The 23,016-nt window shown below is 42.8% G+C and carries 22 protein-coding genes; 16 read left to right on the forward strand and 6 right to left on the reverse strand.

All coding sequences use genetic code 11. The features are described from left to right. Positions 1 to 30 precede the first annotated feature (30 nt). The gene (locus INE92_RS23875) at positions 31 to 1,725 is read left to right on the forward strand and encodes a hypothetical protein (RefSeq protein ID WP_015532303.1); all 1,695 of its coding nucleotides are present in this window, start codon (positions 31 to 33) and stop codon (positions 1,723 to 1,725) included. Positions 1,726 to 1,899: 174 nt separating this feature from the next. Further along, positions 1,900 to 2,772 (forward strand): hypothetical protein, encoded by an 873-nt coding sequence (locus INE92_RS23880; protein WP_008776712.1) that lies wholly within the window; start codon positions 1,900 to 1,902, stop codon positions 2,770 to 2,772. A 634-nt stretch (positions 2,773 to 3,406) separates the two neighbouring features. On the opposite strand, the gene INE92_RS23885 is transcribed toward INE92_RS23880, so the two are convergent. After that, positions 3,407 to 4,276 (reverse strand): NAD kinase, encoded by an 870-nt coding sequence (locus INE92_RS23885; protein ID WP_195436645.1) that lies wholly within the window; start codon positions 4,274 to 4,276, stop codon positions 3,407 to 3,409. Between the two features lie 148 nt (positions 4,277 to 4,424). On the opposite strand from INE92_RS23885, the gene INE92_RS23890 reads away from it, so the two are divergent. The 14 genes from INE92_RS23890 to folE all read left to right on the forward strand — a co-directional run bounded on the left by INE92_RS23890 (position 4,425) and on the right by folE (position 16,113). Next, entirely contained in the window at positions 4,425 to 5,141 is a 717-nt protein-coding gene (locus INE92_RS23890; protein ID WP_004307837.1) for a pyridoxine 5'-phosphate synthase, read from the forward strand. Next, positions 5,138 to 5,854 carry a MotA/TolQ/ExbB proton channel family protein gene (locus tag INE92_RS23895; protein ID WP_195436646.1) on the forward strand — a complete coding sequence of 239 codons (717 nt, stop codon included), beginning with the start codon at positions 5,138 to 5,140 and terminating at the stop codon, positions 5,852 to 5,854. The genes INE92_RS23890 and INE92_RS23895 overlap by 4 nt, the downstream gene beginning before the upstream one ends. Before the next feature lie 7 nt (positions 5,855 to 5,861). Continuing rightward, entirely contained in the window at positions 5,862 to 6,278 is a 417-nt protein-coding gene (locus INE92_RS23900; protein WP_004305499.1) for an ExbD/TolR family protein, read from the forward strand. A 6-nt stretch (positions 6,279 to 6,284) separates the two neighbouring features. Then, entirely contained in the window at positions 6,285 to 7,157 is an 873-nt protein-coding gene (locus tag INE92_RS23905) for a cell envelope integrity protein TolA (RefSeq protein WP_015532306.1), read from the forward strand. 27 nt (positions 7,158 to 7,184) lie between these two features. Continuing rightward, positions 7,185 to 7,736: a DJ-1 family glyoxalase III gene (locus tag INE92_RS23910; RefSeq protein ID WP_195436647.1), complete on the forward strand. Its 552-nt coding sequence runs from the start codon at positions 7,185 to 7,187 to the stop codon at positions 7,734 to 7,736. 7 nt (positions 7,737 to 7,743) lie between these two features. After that, on the forward strand, positions 7,744 to 8,403 hold the full coding sequence (locus tag INE92_RS23915; protein WP_195436648.1) for a 2-C-methyl-D-erythritol 4-phosphate cytidylyltransferase: 660 nt from the start codon (positions 7,744 to 7,746) through the stop codon (positions 8,401 to 8,403). Continuing rightward, positions 8,404 to 10,500, forward strand: coding sequence for an ATP-dependent DNA helicase RecG (gene recG / locus INE92_RS23920; RefSeq protein ID WP_195436649.1), 2,097 nt, complete (start codon positions 8,404 to 8,406; stop codon positions 10,498 to 10,500). 223 nt (positions 10,501 to 10,723) lie between these two features. Continuing rightward, on the forward strand, positions 10,724 to 11,188 hold the full coding sequence (gene ndk, locus INE92_RS23925) for a nucleoside-diphosphate kinase (RefSeq protein ID WP_004307843.1): 465 nt from the start codon (positions 10,724 to 10,726) through the stop codon (positions 11,186 to 11,188). A 19-nt stretch (positions 11,189 to 11,207) separates the two neighbouring features. Continuing rightward, positions 11,208 to 12,077 carry a peptidoglycan DD-metalloendopeptidase family protein gene (locus INE92_RS23930; protein ID WP_004307844.1) on the forward strand — a complete coding sequence of 290 codons (870 nt, stop codon included), beginning with the start codon at positions 11,208 to 11,210 and terminating at the stop codon, positions 12,075 to 12,077. Between the two features lie 122 nt (positions 12,078 to 12,199). Then, a complete protein-coding gene (locus INE92_RS23935) occupies positions 12,200 to 12,742 on the forward strand; it encodes a DUF1599 domain-containing protein (protein WP_004307845.1) in 543 nt (180 codons plus the stop codon). Then, positions 12,732 to 14,090, forward strand: a complete 1,359-nt coding sequence (locus tag INE92_RS23940; RefSeq protein WP_117810290.1) for a BT_3928 family protein — start codon at positions 12,732 to 12,734, stop codon at positions 14,088 to 14,090. The genes INE92_RS23935 and INE92_RS23940 overlap by 11 nt, the downstream gene beginning before the upstream one ends. Positions 14,091 to 14,196: 106 nt before the next feature. Continuing rightward, positions 14,197 to 14,955, forward strand: a complete 759-nt coding sequence (gene tpiA, locus INE92_RS23945; RefSeq protein WP_004307847.1) for a triose-phosphate isomerase — start codon at positions 14,197 to 14,199, stop codon at positions 14,953 to 14,955. 110 nt (positions 14,956 to 15,065) lie between these two features. Then, a complete protein-coding gene (locus INE92_RS23950; RefSeq protein ID WP_004307848.1) occupies positions 15,066 to 15,515 on the forward strand; it encodes an SPOR domain-containing protein in 450 nt (149 codons plus the stop codon). 7 nt (positions 15,516 to 15,522) lie between these two features. Further along, positions 15,523 to 16,113, forward strand: a complete 591-nt coding sequence (gene folE, locus INE92_RS23955) for a GTP cyclohydrolase I FolE (protein WP_004307849.1) — start codon at positions 15,523 to 15,525, stop codon at positions 16,111 to 16,113. A 111-nt stretch (positions 16,114 to 16,224) separates the two neighbouring features. Here folE and dnaG read toward each other — a convergent pair whose 3' ends face one another. The 5 genes from dnaG to INE92_RS23980 all read right to left on the reverse strand — a co-directional run bounded on the left by dnaG (position 16,225) and on the right by INE92_RS23980 (position 22,552). Next, positions 16,225 to 18,303, reverse strand: coding sequence for a DNA primase (dnaG, locus tag INE92_RS23960; RefSeq protein ID WP_134992992.1), 2,079 nt, complete (start codon positions 18,301 to 18,303; stop codon positions 16,225 to 16,227). Positions 18,304 to 18,476: 173 nt separating this feature from the next. Further along, entirely contained in the window at positions 18,477 to 19,250 is a 774-nt protein-coding gene (locus tag INE92_RS23965) for a prephenate dehydrogenase (RefSeq protein WP_004307851.1), read from the reverse strand. Between the two features lie 130 nt (positions 19,251 to 19,380). Next, entirely contained in the window at positions 19,381 to 20,442 is a 1,062-nt protein-coding gene (locus INE92_RS23970; RefSeq protein ID WP_004307852.1) for a bifunctional 3-deoxy-7-phosphoheptulonate synthase/chorismate mutase type II, read from the reverse strand. Between the two features lie 108 nt (positions 20,443 to 20,550). Then, a complete protein-coding gene (locus INE92_RS23975; protein ID WP_004307853.1) occupies positions 20,551 to 21,729 on the reverse strand; it encodes a pyridoxal phosphate-dependent aminotransferase in 1,179 nt (392 codons plus the stop codon). After that, positions 21,704 to 22,552, reverse strand: coding sequence for a prephenate dehydratase (locus tag INE92_RS23980; RefSeq protein ID WP_004315471.1), 849 nt, complete (start codon positions 22,550 to 22,552; stop codon positions 21,704 to 21,706). The genes INE92_RS23975 and INE92_RS23980 overlap by 26 nt, the downstream gene beginning before the upstream one ends. Positions 22,553 to 23,016 lie beyond the last annotated feature (464 nt).

Genomic DNA, 23,016 nt, shown 5'->3' on the forward strand with positions numbered 1-23,016 from the left:
AACATCGGATTTAAGATTTAAACTAACGAAATGAATATAAAACAATTGATGGTAACTTTCTTCATTGCACTATTGGCAGGAGGAGAGATTGGAGCTCGTGTGCTGACGGATAAATTCGTTTATTCACAAGGGGAGAAGGTTGTGTTTACTTTTGATGGGAAGTCAGAAGGTAAAACGATTATACTGAAATATCTCTCCAAGAAAGGAGAACCGGTTCTTGCGGAGATTGGCGGAGAACCATTTGTTTGGGAAGTTCCTTCAGAATTTACGCCTGCAGCCGTAGGTGTTTATCAAAAAGAGGAGGGACAGTTGACATATTCTTCTTATTTTAGGGTGGTAACTCCCGGAATGTTGACTACCTATCAGATTGCTAAAGAGGAATATAAAGGTTTGAATGTGTTTATGCTCGATGGTGGGATGAGTGCGGAATATGCTGTCCAAAAATCTTTAGCTAATCTGACGGCAGGTGTGAGCCATACATGGCGGATTGGTCCGGGAGGAGGTCCCAAACCGGTATGGGGGACACCTGATTTCCTTCAACAATCCGTTCAGCATACAGTAGATTTATATAATGAGTATTTGGGTAAGTCGAAGAAACTTAAAACTGTGATAATAGCTACGGGAGTACCGGCGGTTCCTTATCTTTCTGCAGCTATGGAGGCTCCCGTATTGCCATTACATTTTTTGGTTTCTGTCAATTCTACCAAAGAAGTTTCTTCTATATTGGAATATTCCTCGCAAGCTGGAGTACCCTGTTATGCGACATTGGGATATGATGCTTCCATGGATGGTGTCGGAGTTGCCTGGATAAAATTATTGGCTTTGCCTGATGAATATCGGAAGTTTATAATAGAACATGAAGTAGAAAATGTAATTATCGCAGGCATAGGAGAAGACGTGAAAAGTGAATCTTATTGTCGGAAACTTAGTAAAACCGGAGTGGATGGTCAGGAGTATGCAGACGGCTCTCTTTATATTTTATATACCCAATCCGGTTCAGAGCATGACATCAAAACGATATCAAGAAATGTCGTGGACTATGATACGTTATCTCTTGAAAAAGGTAAGGACTTGGCCGATTGGGAGAGCGGTGTTGTCAACAGGCAGATTGATAATATATCAAAAGGTATTTGTGAACATACTCCGGCACAAGTTTATTCTTTGATTGCTACTCATGATATGATGGATATGTATAATCTCGGTGCAAATATGGGTATGTATTTTATGTATAAGAATCGGGAGCAAACAAAGGTTTCCGTACAGGGGACTTATTTAAATGAATATTTAATATCACAACCTTTGTATGAGTTGACTCAAGGATATATTCCATTATTGTTTTGGCAGTTTGTTCCTCCTGTATCAACGATCGACAGGATAAAACGTGATATACAGAAAGTGGTGGATACTTATGAAAAAGGTGTTCTCTTGGAGAATAAAACCGTACATGTGAATGCACGTATCGGGAAAGAAGAGTTGGTACAGGAATTGAAGAAAAGGGGATTTCGGTTTGTTACTAAGCGCAAAGATAATGTGGAAGAATTGTGGAACCTATCCGATGGAATAAATTCTCCTTGTGAAGAGGTTGTACAGAATATAGTGGAACAGATTGGGGTAAAACAATATCAGACTCAATGTAAGAATGCATTGTATTTAAATATGGGTGATCTTAAACTAGTAACGAATAATATTCCGGGACTTGTCTTTCATTCTTTTAAGAAAAAGTAGCAAGATGTTTATTGGTTACAGTAGTAACACCTGCTGAACTGAATAAGTTAGCAAGCAAATAAGTTAAAATTGTATGGATTAGCAGAGGGTTATCAAAAAACTCTCTGCTTTTCTGCTTGACTTCTGTTGCGAAATGATTACTTTTGCGCACGTTATCAATTCACAACTGAAACTATGAGTAAAAAAAGCCTTCTTATTGCGGCCGTGGCTATCTTGGTGATAGCTATTATTGGTATTACTTATTTATTGTTTACCGAAAAAAAAGCTAATCGGGAGTTAGTGCAGGAATTCCAATTGGATAAGGAAGATCTGGAAAACGAATATAGTCGTTTTGTGCAAGAATATGATGAATTGAAGTTTAAGGTTACTAATGACTCATTAGGAGTATTGTTAGAACAGGAACAGTTAAAGACCCAACGTCTATTAGAAGAACTTCGTACTGTGAAGAGTTCGAATGCAACAGAGATTCGTCGTTTAAAGAAAGAATTGGCTACCTTACGTAAAGTAATGGTTGGTTATATTAATCAGATTGATTCACTAAATAAACTGGCTGCACAGCAGAAACAGGTCATTGCAGAAGTAACACAAAAATATAATCAGGCTTCACAACAAATCAGTAACCTTTCCGAAGAAAAGAAAAATCTGGATAAGAAGGTGACGTTAGCCGCACAACTCGATGCAACTAATATTCGTATCGAACCACGCAATAAACGCGGTAAAGTGGCGAAGAAAGTGAAAGACGTGGTGAAATTGGCAATCAGTTTCACGGTCGTGAAGAATATAACTGCTGAAAACGGTGAACGTACCATCTATATACGTATTACCAAACCCGATAATGATGTACTGACCAAGAGTGCATCCAATACTTTCCCTTATGAAAACCGTACATTGGTTTATTCAATTAAGAAGTATATTGAGTATAACGGAGAAGAACAGAATATCAATGTGTTTTGGGATGTAGAAGAGTTTCTATATGCCGGAAATTACCGGGTAGATATTTTTGAAGGCGGGAACCTGATTGGTTCGCAGTCGTTTACATTAAATTAATATCGGAGTATTATTTTTCTCTACCGATATTTTAATTTTCTTCTATATTAACTAACCCGATGGTCTGTTTTTAATATTTCTTCGGGTAACAGCTGTTCTTTTATGGATGAACTGGGGAAAGAGCTGCATAAATAATTGCAATAATATACAGAAAATAGGGTGAATGTAGCATGAATTTGCATACAATATGCGGCTTTTTAATCGTAGAAGCCTTCGTTGGATTAAAATCAACGAGATGTCCCTCACCGAGGAAGGATAAGTTCTTCGGTGAGGGACAACTCTTTTCTCGGTGAGGAACTCATATGGGAATGATTGGAAGCAGTTTTTCTCTCTAGTTTGTATGCGAATAAAGATAAGGAGAAATTGATAAAATGAAGGACTGTTGTCTATAAAAGAATGATTTGTAAATGCAATCAGTATAATTTTAATCTTATTGAGTAAATATAAGGGGAAATCATGTTAATCTAATTTCTGAAGATAGTAAATCCCGGCCCTTTTTCTCTTTAGTTGGAATCTATACCCAATTTGTTGCATTCCCAACAACTTGAATGTCCCTTTTTTTAGAAGTTCTATTTTTAAGTACCGTATAGTTGAATCGGGTGATGAGGAATAACGGTTGCATAATGTGAACTGCTTACCGTCTTCCGTCAGCTCCCCACATCATCTTGCTGCGGAGTGTATCGAAAAAAATGTGATTAAAACGTTTCACTACCTTTATGCTGTAATCTGCCCGACGGATGGTTAGTTGAGTCGTTTCTTTGCAAGTTTCGCTCCTCCCGTCGATGGCGACGAGGAAGTTGTGACTTCTGCTTTCTACATCTAATGTAATCTCCCAGTCATCCCGAATAACGATAGGGCGGACGTTGAGACTATGTGGAGCCACCGGAGTGATGGCAATAGTGTTGGAATGAGGGACGATGATCGGGCCTCCTACGCTCAAAGAGTAGGCTGTGGAACCTGTTGGAGTGGCAATTACTAACCCGTCAGCTTGATAAGTATTCAGATACGCGCCATTAATAGCTGTCCGGATACTAATCATTGAGGAGCTGTCTCGTTTGAGAATAGCTATTTCGTTGAGGGCATAAGGAGAATCTTGGAGATGTTTGTCGTTGCAGATCAACTGAAGTATGCTCCGTTCCTCCACACTATATCTGCCGTTTTGGATTTCATCAAATGTTTCCTCCATTTCCTCCGGCGAAATATCTGCCAGAAATCCTAAACGTCCTGTGTTAATTCCCAAAATAGGAATCCCTTTTCTTCCTACGCGGCGGGCAGCTTTCAGAAATGTTCCGTCGCCTCCGATGCTGATTACCATATCGGCAGTAAAATCATCACCATCAAATAATTGATCTGCTTTAATATCCATATTTTCAGAAACTAGGAATTGATAAAATTCCCTGCACATACCAATCTCTGCTCCCTGTTTCTTTAAAAGTTTAAACAAGGTGACAGCATGAGAAGACTTTTTAGCCTGATAAGTATTTCCGAAAATGGCGAATTTCATAAGCAATATCATTAGTTCAGGATGCAAATTTGGCATTTTTTCTTGGATTTCTACTTTAAATAACCAAAAAAGAACCCATAATGCGTTTCGTATTATTAGGCAACTAATAATAATATTTGTATTTTTGCGGCAAATATAACGTAGAACTATGACTAAATTAAGTGTAAACATAAACAAGATTGCTACGCTAAGGAATGCTCGCGGAGGAAATGTCCCCGATGTAGTAAAGGTAGCGCTTGATTGTGAATCTTTTGGTGCAGACGGTATCACTGTTCATCCTCGTCCCGATGAACGCCACATTCGTCGTTCAGATGTATATGATTTGCGCCCTTTGCTGCGCACGGAATTTAATATCGAAGGTTATCCTGCTCCGGAGTTCATTGACCTGGTGCTGAAAGTTAAACCTCATCAGGTAACTCTGGTTCCCGACGATCCTTCACAGATTACTTCTAATTCCGGTTGGGACACCAAAGCAAATCTGGAATTCCTGACTGAAGTGCTCGATCAGTTTAACAGCGCCGGTATTCGTACTTCCGTTTTTGTGGCAGCCGATCCTGAAATGGTGGAATATGCAGCAAAAGCGGGAGCGGATCGTGTCGAACTGTATACCGAACCATACGCAACGAACTATCCGAAGAATCCGGAAGCTGCCATCGCTCCTTTTATCGAAGCCGCGAAGACTGCCCGTAAACTGGGTATCGGATTGAACGCCGGACACGACTTGAGTCTGGTTAATTTAAATTATTTCTATAAAAACATTCCTTGGGTGGATGAAGTTTCCATCGGACATGCGTTGATTAGCGATGCGTTGTATCTGGGACTCGAACGTACCATTCAGGAATATAAAAACTGTCTACGCTCATGAATGAAATGATCTTGTTAGCCCAAGGGGCTATGAATATGGCCGACTCGCTGGCTACTGCCAACCCCGTATTGACGGAGGTGAACGCTCCTGAAATGAACATGCTTGATATGGCTATCAAGGGTGGATGGATTATGATTGTGCTGGGTGTATTGTCGGTTGTCTGTTTTTATATCCTGTTTGAACGTAACTACATGATTCGCAAGGCAGGAAAAGAAGACCCGATGTTTATGGAGCGGATTAAAGACTATATTCATAGCGGTGAGATCAAAGCGGCTATTAACTATTGCCGTACGATAAACACCCCTTCGGCACGTATGATAGAAAAAGGGATCAGCCGTTTAGGACGTCCTATTAACGATGTACAGGTAGCTATTGAGAATGTAGGTAATATTGAAGTGGCAAAGCTGGAAAAAGGATTGACTGTAATGGCAACTATTTCCGGAGGTGCTCCGATGCTCGGATTCCTCGGTACGGTGACCGGTATGGTACGTGCATTCTACGAAATGGCGAATGCCGGAAGCGGAAACATTGATATCACTTTGCTTTCTGGTGGTATCTATGAAGCTATGATTACTACGGTCGGTGGTCTGATTGTCGGTATCATTGCTATGTTTGCCTACAATTATCTGGTGATGCTGGTAGACCGTGTGGTAAATAAAATGGAGTCTCGTACAATGGAGTTCATGGACTTGTTGAACGAGCCGGCAAAATAATAGGCTGATGGGATTAAAAAGAAGAAATAGAGTATCGCCCAATTTCAGCATGGCTTCCATGACGGACGTCATCTTCCTGTTGCTGATATTCTTTATGATAACCTCTACGGTGGTGTCGCCCAATGCTATCAAAGTCCTGTTGCCGCAAGGCAAGCAGCAGACTTCGGCCAAACCGCTGACAAGAGTGGTTATCGATAAAGACTTGAATTTCTATGCCGCTTTCGGCAATGAAAAAGAGCAGCCGGTGGCGCTGAACGATCTGACTTCATTCTTGCAGAGTTGCGCAGAGAAGGAGCCGGAAATGTACGTGGCATTGTATGCAGATGAATCGGTACCTTACCGTGAGATCGTAAGGGTATTGAACATTGCAAACGAGAATCATTTTAAGATGGTGTTGGCTACACGCCCGCCTGAAAATAAATAAGAAACAATGGACAGAAGAAAAAAGGGTGAATACATAGGAGCGCTGGGTGCACTGTTGGTGCATGTGGCAGTGATTGCTCTTTTGATTCTGGTGAGCTTTACTGTCCCTCAACCGGATGAAGATGCAGGCGGAGTGCCTGTAATGATGGGAAATGTAGACGCAGCGAGTGGCTTCGATGATCCCTCTCTGGTAGACGTGGATATCATGGATGAAGATGCGGCAGCACCCGCGGAAACAGCACCGGAACTTCCTTCGGAACAGGATTTATTGACGCAGACTGAAGAGGAAACAGTAACCCTGAAACCTAAGACGGAAGAACCGAAAAAAGAAACGGTGAAACCTAAAGAGGTGGTCAAGCCGAAAGAACCGGTGAAGAAGCCCGAAAAAACGGAAGCCGAAAAAGCTGCGGAAGCGAAACGGCTGGCAGAAGAAAAAGCGGAACGTGAACGTAAGGCTGCCGAAGAAGCTGCCAGAAAGAGGGTGTCCGGTGCGTTTGGAAAGGGAGCGCAAATGACAGGAAATAAAGGAACTGCGGCTAGTGGCACGGGAACCGAAGGTAGCAAGGAGGGAAATTCTTCTACCGGAGCGAAGACCGGAACCGGAGGTTACGGAACATTTGACCTTGGCGGACGTTCTTTAGGTACGGGCAGTTTGCCGAAGCCTGTATATAATGTGCAGGAAGAAGGACGTGTAGTGGTGAATATCACCGTGAATCCTGCAGGGCAAGTGATATCGACCAGTATTAGCCCTCAAACGAATACGGTAAATTCCGCTTTGCGTAAGGCGGCGGAGGATGCAGCGAAGAAAGCCCGTTTTAATACGATAGATGGGGTGAATAACCAGACAGGGACAATCACCTATTATTTTAACTTGAGATAGTATCATTAACCAAATATATAAAGGATTATGGGAACTGTATACGCTTTTTTTGCAGATGGTTTTGAAGAAATTGAAGCCTTTACTGCTATTGACACGTTGAGACGTGCCGGACTTAATGTAGAAATCGTATCCGTTACACCGGATGAAATTGTAGTGGGAGCACATGACGTATCCGTCCTTTGCGATATCAACTTCGAGAATTGCGATTTCTTCGATGCAGAACTGCTGCTGTTGCCGGGAGGAATGCCGGGAGCTGCCACACTTGACAAGCACGAAGGATTGCGTAAATTGATTCTTGATTTTGCCGCAAAAGGTAAACCTATTGCGGCCATTTGTGCTGCTCCGATGGTGTTGGGTAAGCTGGGACTGCTGAAAGGAAAGAAGGCTACCTGTTATCCGAGTTTTGAACAATATCTGGATGGTGCAGAATGTGTAAATGAACCTGTCGTACGTGATGGAAACATCATTACCGGTACGGGACCGGGTGCTGCCATGGAATTTGCTTTGACAATCGTTGACCTGTTGGTAGGTAAAGAAAAAGTAGACGAACTGGTAGAAGCGATGTGTGTTAAACGCTAAACCGTCCATGAAGAAATATGTAATCATTGTCGCCGGTGGAAAGGGCTTGCGAATGGGAAGTGACCTCCCGAAACAATTCCTTCCCATGGGTGATAAACCTGTGTTGATGCATACCCTGGAAGTATTCAGGAGATATGACGAAACACTTCAAATCATAGTAGTGCTTCCACGGGAACAGCAGGACTTTTGGAAGCAATTTTGCCAAAAACACAGCTTTGCGGTGGAACATACCCTTGCCGATGGAGGCGAAACACGTTTTCACTCTGTAAAGAACGGTCTGGCACTGGTGCAGGAGCCGGGACTGGTAGGGGTGCATGATGGAGTACGTCCGTTTGTGTCGGTAGAAGTGATTCGCCGTTGTTATGACTTGGCAAAAGTGCAGAAAGCAGTGATTCCTGTGGTGGATGTGGTAGAGACACTTCGCCATCTGACAGATGCCGGAAGTGAAACGGTCAGCCGGAATGATTACAAGCTGGTGCAAACACCGCAGGTTTTCGATGTAGAGTTGTTGAAACAAGCCTATGCACAAGAATTTACTCCCTTCTTTACAGATGACGCTTCCGTTGTCGAAGCAATGGGAATACCTGTGTATCTGGCGGAAGGTAACCGTGAAAATATAAAAATAACGACTCCTTTCGATTTAAAAGTAGGGAGTGCTCTTTTATAAATGTTCGATTTAGCCACACGCGACATAAAATTTATCTCCGGTGTAGGCCCTCAAAAAGCCGCTGTATTAAATAAGGAGTTGGAAATCTACTCCTTGCACGATTTAATTTATTATTTCCCTTATAAATATATTGACCGGAGCCGCATCTATTACATTCACGAAATAGATGGCAATATGCCGTATATCCAGTTGAAAGGAGAAATTCTCGGTTTCGAAACCATTGGCGAAGGACGTCAACGTCGTTTGACGGCGCACTTTTCGGATGGTACGGGAGTCGTGGATCTGGTGTGGTTTCAAGGCATTAAGTATATCTTAGGTAAGTATAAACTGCACGAGGAATATATCATCTTCGGTAAACCGACAGTTTTCAACGGACGTATCAATGTGGCGCATCCCGATGTAGACAAGCCGGAAGATTTGAAACTTTCTTCGGTGGGATTGCAACCTTATTATAATACGACAGAGAAGATGAAGCGCAGTTTCCTCAACTCTCACGCGATTGAGAAGATGATGGCAACGGTGATTCAACAAATACAGGAGCCTCTGCCTGAAACACTTTCTTCCAAATTGCTGGCGGAACATCATCTGATGCCTTTGACGGAAGCTCTCCGGAATATCCACTTCCCGACCAATCCCGATGTGCTTCGCAGGGCGCAATATCGCCTTAAGTTTGAAGAACTGTTTTATGTTCAACTGAATATCCTCCGCTACGCTAAAGACAGACAAAAAAGATATCGTGGATATATCTTTGAGAAAGTGGGAGAGGTGTTCAATACATTTTATACAAAGAATCTTCCTTTTCAACTGACAGGTGCACAGAAGCGGGTATTGAAGGAAATACGGAACGATGTCGGCAGTGGCAGGCAGATGAACCGCCTTTTGCAGGGAGATGTAGGAAGCGGGAAAACACTGGTTGCTTTGATGAGTATGTTGTTGGCGTTGGATAACGGTTATCAGGCTTGCATGATGGCACCCACCGAAATCTTGGCGAACCAGCATTATGAAACGATCAAAGAACTGCTCTTTGGCATGGATATCCGTGTCGAACTGCTGACAGGCTCTATTAAAGGCAAAAGGCGGGAAGCGATTCTGACCGGATTGCTGACCGGAGATGTGAAGATATTAATAGGAACGCATGCCGTTATTGAAGATACTGTCAATTTCTCTTCTTTAGGTTTCGTTGTTATCGACGAACAGCATCGCTTTGGCGTGGCACAACGCGCCCGCCTTTGGAGTAAGAATGTTCAACCTCCACATGTGCTCGTGATGACTGCTACCCCGATCCCACGCACTTTGGCAATGACATTGTATGGTGATTTGGACGTGTCTGTTATCGACGAGCTTCCACCCGGAAGGAAACCGATTACTACCATTCACCAATTTGATAACCGTCGGGAAAGTATGTACCGTTCGGTGCGCAAACAAATTGAAGAAGGACGTCAGGTCTACATTGTCTATCCGCTGATTAAAGAAAGCGAAAAGATTGATTTGAAGAACCTTGAAGAAGGATATCAACATGTTCTGGAAGAGTTTCCCAAATGTACGGTTTGTAAAGTGCATGGCAAAATGAAACCAGCCGAGAAGGATGAGCAAATGCAGCTTTTTGTTTCGGGCAAAGCGCAGATCATGGTGGCTACTACCGTCATTGAAGTCGGAGTGAACGTCCCGAATGCTTCGGTGATGATTATTGAAAATGCAGAACGTTTCGGGCTTTCGCAGTTGCATCAGTTGCGTGGCCGGGTAGGACGTGGAGCGGAACAGTCTTATTGTATTCTGGTGACGAATTATAAGTTGACGGAGGACACCCGGAAACGATTGGAAATCATGGTACGCACTAATGATGGTTTCGAAATAGCCGAGGCCGATTTGAAATTGCGTGGCCCCGGTGATCTTGAAGGTACGCAGCAAAGCGGCATCGCTTTCGATTTGAAGATTGCGGATATTGTACGCGACGGGCAACTGTTGCAATACGTGCGTGCCATAGCTGAAAGTATTGTGGAACAAGACCCTGCGGCACAGAATCCCGAGAATGAAATCTTGTGGCGGCAGCTTAAAGCCTTGCGGAAAACGAATGTTAACTGGGCTGCCATAAGTTGAAAAACGGTTAAACATGCAGTTTATTTGCGTAAATGTGTTGCAAAACATATTTTGTCCCTATTCTCCCTATTTATAGGAGTTTAACGGCTCAATTGCTCCCTCTTTTTGTACTAAGCATCTGAAAAATAGTTAATAACTCTCTTGCCTTTTCATAGGAAAATACTACCTTTGGGGGAATTTTTTTAGTAAATGTATTGTTTAACCATTTGCAAAGTCGAGTATTATGCTTGAAAAAACGCTGGTCATTTTAAAACCATGTACCCTTCAACGGGGATTGGTTGGTGAGATTACTCATCTCTTTGAACGTAAAGGATTACGGTTGGCCGGCATGAAGATGATGCAACTGACTGATGAATTGTTAAGCGAACATTATGCCCACCTTAGCGGCAAACCTTTCTTTCAGCGTGTGAAAGATTCGATGATGACAACTCCTGTCATTGTTTGTTGTTTCGAAGGTGTGGATGCTATTCAAACAGTCCGTACGTTGGCGGGACCGACTAATGGACGTTTAGCTGCCCCAGGCACCATTCGCGGGGATTACAGTATGAGCTTTCAAGAGAATATCGTTCATACATCCGATTCTCCGGAGACTGCAGCTATTGAATTAACGAGATTTTTTAAACCGGAAGAAATATTCGATTACAAGCAGGCTACATTCGATTACCTGTACGCAAACGACGAATATTAATTGAATTGACAAAGAAGGAATGAATTTTAGCATTATTAAAACAGGATTGGTCGCTGTTGCGGCTATGGTCAGTCTGAGCTCTTTCTCACAAGACCTGATTGCCCGCCAAGCACCGATAGACAAGAAATTAAAATCAGTAGACTCTTTGGCCTTGCAGAAGCAAATCCGTGCCGAACAGTCCGAATATCCCGCCCTAAGTCTTTATCCAAACTGGAACAACCAGTATGTGCATGCTTACGGAAATGCTATTATCCCTGATACGTATACAATCGACCTGACAGGTTTCCATATGCCAACTCCAAGTACAAAAATTACTTCGCCTTTCGGTCCTCGTTGGAGAAGAATGCATAATGGGTTGGACTTGAAAGTGAATATAGGTGATACTATCGTAGCTGCTTTTGACGGTAAAGTACGTATCGTAAAATATGAGCGTAGAGGATATGGAAAATATGTCGTTATCCGTCATGATAATGGATTGGAAACTGTGTATGGCCATTTATCAAAACAATTGGTTGAAGAAAACCAATTAGTGAAAGCCGGAGAAGTAATCGGTTTGGGTGGTAACACCGGACGTTCTACTGGTTCGCATCTTCATTTCGAAACCCGCTTCCTGGGGATTGCAATTAATCCGATTTATATGTTCGACTTTCCGAAACAAGATATCGTTGCCGATACTTATACGTTCCGCAAAGCAAAAGGCGTGAAGCGTGCTGGTTCTCATGATACTCAAGTGGCTGACGGTACCATCCGTTATCACAAGGTGAAGAGTGGCGATACATTGTCCCGCATTGCTAAATTGCGTGGCGTATCAGTCAGTACACTTTGCAAACTGAACCGTATCAAACCGACTACTACTTTGCGTATCGGACAGGTTTTGCGTTGTTCATAAAAAATATAGCTTATAAAACAGTAATACAATATCTTTAGAAGAGGGCACTTTAATATAATTTAGAGTGCCCTCTTTCTGTTTTTACTTAATTATTGTTACCTTTGCGCACTATTTGGAAGAAGATGAAAGATACCAAGCAACAATTTGAACATGTCATCGCTTTGTGCCGTGACTTATTTTCCAAGAAGCTGCACGATTACGGACCTGCATGGCGTATCCTGCGTCCGGCTTCGGTGACTGACCAGATTTTTATTAAAGCCAATCGGATTCGTAGTATTGAAACCAAAGGAGTAACCCTGATTGACGAGGGAATCCGTGCCGAGTTTATTGCGATTGTCAATTATGGCATCATCGGACTTATCCAGTTGGAACTGGGGTATGCCGAGTCTGCCGACATCAGCAATGAAGAAGCGATGGCTTTGTACGATAAGTATGCAAAAGAGGCATTAGAACTGATGCTTGCCAAGAATCATGATTATGATGAAGCTTGGCGGAGCATGCGTGTCAGCTCTTACACGGACTTGATCCTGATGAAAATTTACCGTACCAAGCAGATTGAGAGCCTGGCCGGCAATACATTGGTGTCAGAAGGAATTGATGCCAATTATATGGATATGATTAATTACTCTGTTTTCGGACTGATTAAGATAGAATTTGAAGGATAAGAACTTACATATCATTCAGGAGGTAGTGGCGAATATGTGTCGCTTTCTTTTGGCGGCATCGTTCATCTTTTCCGGATTTGTAAAGGCAGTTGATCCGCTGGGTTTCCAGTATAAGATACAGGATTATCTGACTGCATTCGGAATGGCTTCCTGGTTCCCTTCATTCTTCCCTTTATTGGGAGGTATCGTTTTATCCGCCGTTGAGTTTTTTATAGGTATCTCTTTGTTCTTTGCAACAAGAAGAACATTGGCTACTTCATTGGCTTTGATGCTGATGATTTTCATGACGCCACTGACCTTGTATCTTGCCATCTTTGATCCGGTTTCAGACTGCGGTTGTTTTGGTGATGCCTGGGTATTGACGAATTGGGAAACATTTGGAAAGAATATCATTCTGCTGTTTGCGGCAATAATGGCTTTCCGTCACAGGAGGATGCTGATTCGTTTTATCAGTGTGAAGATGGAGTGGCTGGTTTCTCTCTATACGCTGTTTTTTGTGTTTACTTTATCGTTCTATTGCCTGGACCGTTTGCCTGTTTTAGACTTTCGCCCTTACAAGATCGGAAAGAATATCCTGGAAGGTATGACAATGCCCGAAGGAGCCAAACCAAGCGTATATGAAAGCATCTTTATCCTGGAGAAGAACGGAGAGCAGAAAGAATTTACGTTGGATAACTATCCGGATAGTACCTGGACATTTGTCGATACGCGTACCATCCTTAAGGAAAAAGGATATGAACCGGCTATTCATGATTTTTCTATGATAGATCTGAATACGGGGGAAGATATAACAGACGATGTATTGACAGATATAGGATATACTTTCCTATTGGTTGCTCATCGCATTGAAGAGGCGGATGATAGTAACATTGATTTGATTAATGAGATATATGACTATTCGGTGGAGCATGGCTACAAATTTTATTGCCTCACTTCTTCACCGGAGGAACAGATAGAACTGTGGAAGGACAAAACAGGAGCCGAATATCCTTTCTGCCAAATGGATGATATTACTTTGAAGACGATGGTTCGCTCTAACCCGGGGTTGATGTTGATTAAGAACGGAACCATTCTGAATAAATGGAGCGATGAGGATATACCGGATGAATACGTACTGACGGACAAGCTGGAGAATCTGCCGCTAGGAAAGCAGAAAGTGAGCAGTGACGCTCATACGGTAGGATATGTTTTTCTGTGGTTTGTTATTCCGTTGTTGTTAGTGCTTGGGGTGGATGTGTTGGTCGTTCGCCGCCGGGAACGGAAAACCGCGAAGCGGAAGCAACAAGAAGAAGAGATAAAAAGCAAAGAACCGGAAACAAAGAATCAAGGAATAGAAGAACAAGAATAAGAAAAAATGATAACGAGCGACCCTCTGTAACGAACACTAACCTGAATCGTGCAATCGTCAATCGTCCGATCGTAAATTTATTAACCCTTTAAAATAAAAAAACAAAATGAGAAAGAACATTGTTGCAGGAAACTGGAAAATGAACAAAACCCTTCAAGAGGGTATCGCTTTGGCTAAAGAACTGAACGAAGCATTGGCTAACGAAAAGCCTAACTGTGATGTAATCATCTGTACTCCGTTCATCCACCTGGCTTCTGTTACTCCGTTGGTAGACGCTGCTAAGATTGGTGTAGGTGCTGAAAACTGTGCAGACAAAGCATCAGGTGCTTATACAGGTGAAGTTTCTGCTGAAATGGTTGCTTCTACTGGTGCAAAATATGTAATTCTGGGACACTCTGAACGTCGTGCATACTACGGTGAAACAGTTGCTATCCTTGAAGAAAAAGTAAAATTGGCTTTGGCTAACGGTCTGACTCCGATTTTCTGTATCGGTGAAGTGTTGGAAGAACGCGAAGCTAACAAGCAAAACGAAGTGGTAGCTGCACAAATGGAATCTGTATTCTCTCTGTCGGCTGAAGACTTCTCTAAGATTGTATTGGCTTACGAACCGGTTTGGGCTATCGGTACAGGTAAAACTGCTTCTCCTGAACAAGCACAGGAAATCCATGCCTTCATCCGTTCTATCGTAGCTGACAAGTATGGCAAAGAAATCGCAGACAATACTTCTATCCTTTACGGTGGTAGCTGCAAACCTTCTAACGCTAAAGAACTGTTCGCTAACCCGGACGTTGATGGTGGTTTGATTGGTGGTGCTGCTCTGAAAGTATCTGATTTCAAAGGTATCATTGATGCTTTTAACGCATAATTAAAACTTCTTTCAGGCACGGATTTCACGGATTACACGGTATAGTTTAGTCCAAGAGATTTCGAAAACTGTGTAACCCGCGTAATCCGTGCCTAAATATTATTTATAGAATGAGAAAACTAGCTTTACTTACTTTGTTGTTGGTATTGGCAGTTGTCGGTGTACAGGCACAGGGCATTGTCAAAAGTCTGGAACGTAACGTTCCGGGACAAGGAAAGGTGACTATTCATCAAGATCCCCGTATTGAGGCTCTGATAGGGATGGAACGTCCTGCAACAGGTGAACAGAAAGTAATAAAGACTTCCGGATTCAGAATACAGGCGTATGCCGGTAATAATACTCGTCAGGCTAAGAATGATGCTTATCATGTAGCATCACGCGTTAAAGAGTATTTCCCTGAATTGACAGTATATACTTCGTTCAATCCACCTCGTTGGCTTTGTCGTGTAGGTGATTTCCGGAGCATTGAAGAGGCGGACGCAATGATGCGTCGGTTGAAGTCTACCGGTGTGTTCAAAGAGGTTTCTATTGTAAGAGACCAGATCAATATTCCTTTATAATCGTATCATGTTAGAAAAAGAAGAAATTATTTCTCCGAATCTGGAGGAGTTGAAGAGTCATTATCGTAGTATTATAACTTTGTTGGGTGAAGATGCCGAACGGGAAGGGTTGCTGAAAACTCCGGAACGGGTGGCTAAAGCAATGTTAAGCTTGACGAAAGGGTATCACATGGATCCTCATGAAGTGCTTCGCTCTGCTAAATTCCAGGAAGAATACAGTCAGATGGTGATTGTGAAAGATATCGATTTCTTCTCCCTTTGCGAACATCACATGTTGCCGTTCTACGGGAAGGCACACGTGGCTTATATTCCTAACGGCTATATCACCGGGTTGAGCAAGATAGCCCGTGTAGTCGATATATTCTCTCATCGCCTGCAAGTGCAGGAACGCATGACACTGCAAATCAAAGAGTGTATTCAGGAAACACTGAATCCATTGGGTGTAATGGTGGTAGTGGAAGCCAAACACATGTGTATGCAGATGCGTGGTGTAGAAAAACAAAACTCTATTACTACTACTTCGGATTTTACCGGGGCTTTCAATCAGGCAAAAACTCGTGAAGAGTTTATGAATCTAATTCAACACGGGACTTTGTAGAGAGAATCTGGTAAGAAACGCTATTGGGTTTCGGTATCGGGGAAGGCAGGCTTCGGTACCGATGAAGAGGGGGCTGCACCGATGAAGACATCTCTCCGCACCGATGAGGAATCATCGCAGAACAACCCTGTCACCCAATCGTTTTGCCATGATGCTTTGTACGGTCTTCAACTCATTAAATCGTTTCATAAGCGAGTCACATTTTTCATTATCATGGGCGAGAGCAGGATCTTGCAGGGCATAAAGCATGTGCTTCAATTCCTCTGTTACAATTGCATATTTGAAGTTAATCATTAACATCGGAACCATTTCATAGAGACGCTCTTCATCTGTTACGATCTTTTGGGATTTGGAGTGGTATTTACTAAGCTGATACCGCACATTAATCAAATCCACACTCAATTTACTGATTACCGGATCAGGATGTGCCAGAAAATAACGTTCAGCAATGAAATTGGAATCATGCATGTGTGCAGCAGCTTCCGATAACATTTGGCGGTGCAACGGATTATGAAAAGCTAACTCATCTTCTTTTAAATCATTAATCACATATTCTATAACGGTTACCGGAATCTCGTTTCCTTCTTCATCAGTCAGGTTACACATGATTTTTTCTCCATAACGAACTACTGCCTGTAATATCAGCCGTTCGAATTTGTAGAATTCTTGTCCTTCCTTTCCTTCCTGGGGGATAAAAGATGCATAGTTGTCTTCCTGCAGAGCGGGAGGAACCTCTGTATATCCGTTATCTATTTCAGGGGGCAACGGAATATCTCCGTTGGGCATCGGAGCATTTTCAGGCGGTGTCCCTTGAGACATTGTAGCTGTTCTTTCAGCCATCCGGCGTTCCCGTTCCGTCTGTTCAGCCCGTTTCTCTGCTTGAGTTTCCCGTCTTTTGGCAACTTCTGATACTAGCAGCTTATCTTCTACATGAAGTAGCTGCGCGCATTCTTTGATATAGACGTCTCTGACAATTGCTTCAGGGATGACAGAAATACTTTGCACCAGATTACCAATCAGTTCCGCACGCTTGATGGGATCTTTTCCTGCATCCTCCAGTAGCAAGTTCGTTTTGAAGCGGATAAAGTCCGTTTCATGTTCCGAGATAAAAGTCTGAAATTCCGTTGAGTTGTGCTTGTGGGCAAAAGAGTCCGGGTCGTCCCCATCGGGAAGAAGACAGACTTTGATATTCATACCTTCCTCCAATAACATGTCAATTCCCCGGATAGAAGCCTTGATACCTGCTGCGTCGCCGTCGTAAAGCACAGTCATGTTGTTGGTGAACCGGTGAATCATACGGATTTGTCCCGGTGTAAGGGCTGTTCCCGAGGAAGCAACCACATTCTCTATGCCGGATTGATGCATGGAGATTACGTCCGTGTAGCCTTCAACCAAAAAGCAACGGTCTTGTTTTACAATAGCCTGTTTGGCAAAATATATACCGTATAATTCGTTACTTTTATGATAGATTTCCGATTCGGGTGAATTGACGTATTTTACTTTAACCCCTTTCGTTGCACTGGCAAGTACACGTCCGCCAAAAGCCACCACTTTACCGGAAAGCGTATGGACAGGGAAAATTACACGTCCCCAAAAACGATCTCGCAATCGGTGGTCGTCCGTTTCGTAGCAAAGTCCGGTTTTTACCAGATACTCTTTTTTATATCCTTTTTGGATTGCCTCTTTGGCGAATGCATCGTGACTTTCAGTACAGTAGCCTAGTTGGAATTTCTCAATAATGTCATCGCGAAAACCACGGTTGCGGAAATAAGCCATACCGATGCTACGCCCGTCTATATGATTTTTTAGTATGTTTTGGAAATAATCGCGCGCAAAGTTATTGACGATAAACAGACTTTCACGTTCGCTTTGCACAAACTTCTCTTCATCGCTTAATTCCCGCTCCTTGATTTCAATATTGTATTTCTTGGCAAGGTACTTCAGCGCTTCCGGATATGACATCTGCTCGTGCTCCATAATGAAATGCACTGCGTTTCCACCTTTTCCACAAGCAAAACATTTGCATAATCCCTTGGCGGGAGAGACATAAAAAGAAGGGGTTTTATCACTATGGAACGGACACAAACCGACGTAATTGACACCACGTTTGCGCAGGGTGACAAAATCTGAAACGACATCCATAATTTGTGCCGCGTCCAATATCCGGTCTATGGTAATTTGATCTATCATTCTTTCTCCTGTGAATCCGTTTTTGCGAATACAAAGGTACACATAAAAAAATCCCCTGCAAACAAAAAAGTATGCAGAGGATCGTTAAATCTTGCCTATATAAGGGATGGTTCTGTAACCGGAGAGGCACACGGAAGATTATTATTTCCCCTGATCCCTCTCTATATAATGGATTATTTAATCTTCTCCCGAATCTTAGTCAGATACTTTTTCATTCCTTCCGCATCTTTGTTCTCGATAATTTCGAGAAGATTCTTCAACTCCGTGCGGATATTGGCTACCTGTCCCGGAGTGCGTGGGTTGAATAGAATTTCCTGAAGCAGGTAGTCGTCTTCGCTTAATAGGCCTTTGGCAATTGCCATGTGCTTTTTGAACGTAGTTCCCGGAGCTTCCTGATGTTTCATTACGGCAGCAAATACAAAAGTCGATACGAACGGAATAGAAAGCGAGTAGGCTACTGTTTCGTCGTGTTCGTCGAACGTATATTCGAAGATGTTCAAACGCAATGTCTGATAGAGGTCTTTGAAGAATATTTTTCCCAGGTGGTCGCCTTCACTGATGATGATGGCATTCTCGCTGCTTAGATTACTAAGACTAGCAAAAGTAGGGCCAAACATCGGGTGGCTGGAGACATAACGGAAACCGCTTTCTTCATAAAACTTCTTCAGTCCTGTTTTTACAGAGGCAATGTCACTAATGATACAGTCTTTCGGTAACACAGGCAATACTTTATGAAAGGCATCCAGCGTGTACTTCACTGTAACGGCATTAATAACCAGTTCCGGTTCAAAGTCCTTAATCTCCTCCAATGTGGTGAAACGATACGTGTTATAGACAAAACGCAACTGGTGCGGGTTGACGTCAAACACGGCCGTTTCATGTTGAAAGCTTAATATATCAGTAAAGAAAGAGCCCATTTTTCCGGCTCCAAGGATTAATATTCTCATAATGTTTATTTAAAAAAACTTTCCCTAGCCCTCTCCCAAGGAGAACAGACTGAAAGTTACTCTTATCAATATGAACAGGAGGTTACTTTCTTTCCTTTCTTTGGAAGAGGGTTAGTGGAGAGGCTGCTTTTTATTTATTAATAATTTCCATCTGTTGACGAACCGATTCTTCGTGGATGGCTTCGAAAATTTTCTTCATAAACTCGCTGTCCATACCACACTGTTCGCCCTGCGCGCCACGTTTTTCCAAGATTTCATTGTAACGTCCGGCTTGAAGAACGGTGATTCCATGCTCTTTTTTGTAAGTACCGATTTCGCGGGCTACGCGCATTCTTTTTGATAGTTCCTGAATGATATTGTCGTCACATTCGTCAATTTGTTTACGGAGTTGTGCCAGACTTTCGGTAGATTGCGTTTCAGTACGGATCACCAGCAGATTGAGGATATAGTCGAGTACGTCCGGAGTAACTTGTTGGGAAGCATCGCTCCAAGCGCAGTCAGGGTTACAGTGGCTTTCTACGATCAGACCGTCGAAGTTCAAGTCCATCGCCTGTTGGCAAAGCGGAGCTACTAATTCACGTTTTCCACCGATATGGCTCGGATCACAGAAAATCGGAAGATTAGGGATACGGCGGCGCAGTTCGATAGGAATATGCCATTGGGGAAGATTACGGTAGATTTTCTTGTCATAGCTGCTGAAACCACGATGGATAGCACCCAGACGTTTCAAACCAGCGTTGTTGATACGTTCCAGTGCTCCGATCCATAATTCGAGATCCGGGTTCACCGGGTTCTTAACCAATACGGGGATATCAACACCTTTCAGCGCATCAGCGATTTCCTGTACGGCGAAAGGATTGGCAGTGGTACGTGCACCTACCCAAAGAATATCGATACCCGCTTTCAGACATTCGTAAACATGTTTGGCTGTTGCTACTTCCGTAGAAACATACATTCCTGTTTCTTTCTTTACCTCTTTCAACCAGGCAAGACCTTCTACGCCGATACCTTCGAAACCTCCCGGTTTGGTACGTGGTTTCCAAATGCCGGCACGATATATTTTCTGTCCTTTTGCAGCCAGTTGTTTGGCTGTATCCATTACTTGTTCTTCAGTTTCTGCGCTACAAGGGCCGGCAATGACAATCGGTCTTTTAGCTTCAATGCCCGGTAATAAAATTGATTCGAGTTCCATATTCTTATTTGTTTTTATTCTTTTAATAACTTGTTTTCGTTGAAATTATTCTGTCTCATTATGCTGCTGTTTTCTTCTCTTTTTCTTTGAAGAGAGAACAACAGAAACCTATATTCTTTTTATTCTTTCCAGTGCTTCCGCCAGTTTATTGTCTTTACAACAAAGAGAGATACGAATATATCTTGCTCCGTTACTGCCGAAAATAAATCCCGGAGTGATAAACACTCTTGCTTCATGCAATACCTTTTCCGTCAGTTCCTCTACATCCTTGCAGGAAGCGGGAATCTTTCCCCAAAGGAACATTCCTACTTGTTTTTCGTCGTAGGTGCATCCCAATGTTTTCATAATTTCACCGGCGAGGTGACGACGGTTGCGATAGTTTTCGTTATTGCCTTCATACCAGTCTGCTTCTGCTTCAAGAGCAGTTGCTGCAGCCAGTTGCATGGCACGGAACATACCGCTGTCGATATTACTTTTCACTTTCAATATCCATTGTACGAATTCTGCGTTCGATGCCAACATACCGATACGCCAGCCGGGCATATTGTGACTCTTGCTCATAGAGTTGAACTCGATGCAACAGTCTTTGGCTCCCGGCACACTTAGAATACTGATAGGCTTATCGTTCAGGATAAAGCTGTACGGATTGTCGTTCACAATCACGATATTCTTTCGGCGGGCAAAATCAACAAGACGCTCATAGATTTCCGGAGTAGCATTGGCTCCTGTCGGCATATTCGGGTAGTTGGTCCACATCAGTTTTACACGACTAAGATCCATCTTTTCCAGTGCCTCAAAGTCGGGCATCCAACCGTCTTCTTCTTTCAGGTCATAGTTGATAACTTCCGCGCCAAGTATTTTACTTAAAGAAGTATAGGTGGGGTATCCCGGATTTGGGACTAACACCTGCTCACCCGGATTGACAAATGCCAGCGTAACATGGAGGATTCCTTCTTTCGAACCGATCAATGGTTGTATTTCCGTATTCGGATTCAGTTCCACTCCGTACCAGCGTTGATACCAATTGGCGAAACCTTTGCGCAGTTCGGGGATACCTACATACGGTTGATAACCGTGTCCGTTAGGATCATGAGCATTGTTGCACAATGTTTCGATGGTTTCCCTTGAAGGAGGCATATCGGGGCTTCCGATACCGAGGCTGATGACATCTTTTCCTTCAGCATTCATCTGTGCTACCTCTTTAAGTTTCTTTGAGAAGTAGTATTCGCTAACACTTGCCAATCTGTCGGCAGGAGCGATTTTATACGTTTGACTTTCCTTCTGCATATTCGCCTAATAATTTAAGTTCTTTGGTTAATGGAGTGATTGCGGCAATAGATTGCTTGTATCTTAGATAATCGTTGAAAGCCACATCTACGTAAAATTGGTATTCCCATTCCCGTCCGATGATTGGCAACGATTGGATTTTTGTCAGATTGATATTATAGAACGATAGAATAGACAAAACCTGCGACAGACTGCCTTCCGTGTGCGGAAGAGTGAATACCATACTTGCCTTGTTGGTTGCGTTGACATGATGTTGGCGGAGTTCGTCCACTTGCCAGGGATCGGCAACTACCAGAAAACGGGTGAAGTTGTGTTTGTTTGTTTCAATGCCTTCCTGAAGGATTTTCATGCCATAACGTTCGGCTGCTGCTTTGGAGCAGATAGCGGCATGGCCTTTCAGGTTTTCATTCTTGATGATTTCCGCGCTACGGGCGGTATCTTCACCTTCCACTACTTTCAACTGTGGATGTTGGTTCAGAAATTCGCGACACTGCATCAGGGCGATAGGGTGGGAGTTGACTTCAGTCAGATCTTCCCAACTCTCATCAGGGAGACAGACGAAGCTGTGCGAGATACGCAGTTTGTATTCACCAATGATCTGTGTGCCGCTTTGTCGCAGCAACTCATTGTTGTGCAGCAAGCTTCCTGCAATCGTATTCTCGATGGCTAGCATTCCGATAACCTGGCTGTCTTTTCGTATCGAAGTAAACACGTCTTCGAAGTTGGCACAACAGATTAACTCTATTTCTTCTCCCTCGAAGTACTTGTGTGCGGCGATATCATGATATGAGCCGAGTGTTCCTTGAATTGCTATCTTTTTCATTGTTCTAATGTATTATATAAAAAAATCCCGCGTCCATATTGGAGCGGGATTCATATGATTGATTTCTCTATTCAGTCCTTAAGCATCACTGTCACTTGATACATACAAACTCCCGCTCTACTTTGTTGCTAAAGTAAAAGTAAAAAAAGAAGTAATATGCATAAGTAAATGATTTCATTCGAATCTTTGTTTTTTGCTTTGGTTTCTAATTCTGGGGCAAAAGTAATAATTTTCTGTTAGATGCAAACAAAAAACGATATTTTTTTTGTTTTTTCATCAAAAACAAATGAAAAGGTCATTCTGTTTTGAGCTTTACATGTCGTCTTTCTCTGGTTTGCGTGTAGCCTTTTCTTTCATTAAGGCTGAAAGCCTTCTATTATATAGCGTAGGGCATCGCCCTACGTAAAAGCATACACCTAACATAAGCCCTGAAAGGGCGGGACTACTTGGACGTTTACGTCTTT

The sequence above is a fragment of the Bacteroides xylanisolvens genome (assembly GCF_018289135.1).
GTDB lineage: Bacteria > Bacteroidota > Bacteroidia > Bacteroidales > Bacteroidaceae > Bacteroides > Bacteroides xylanisolvens.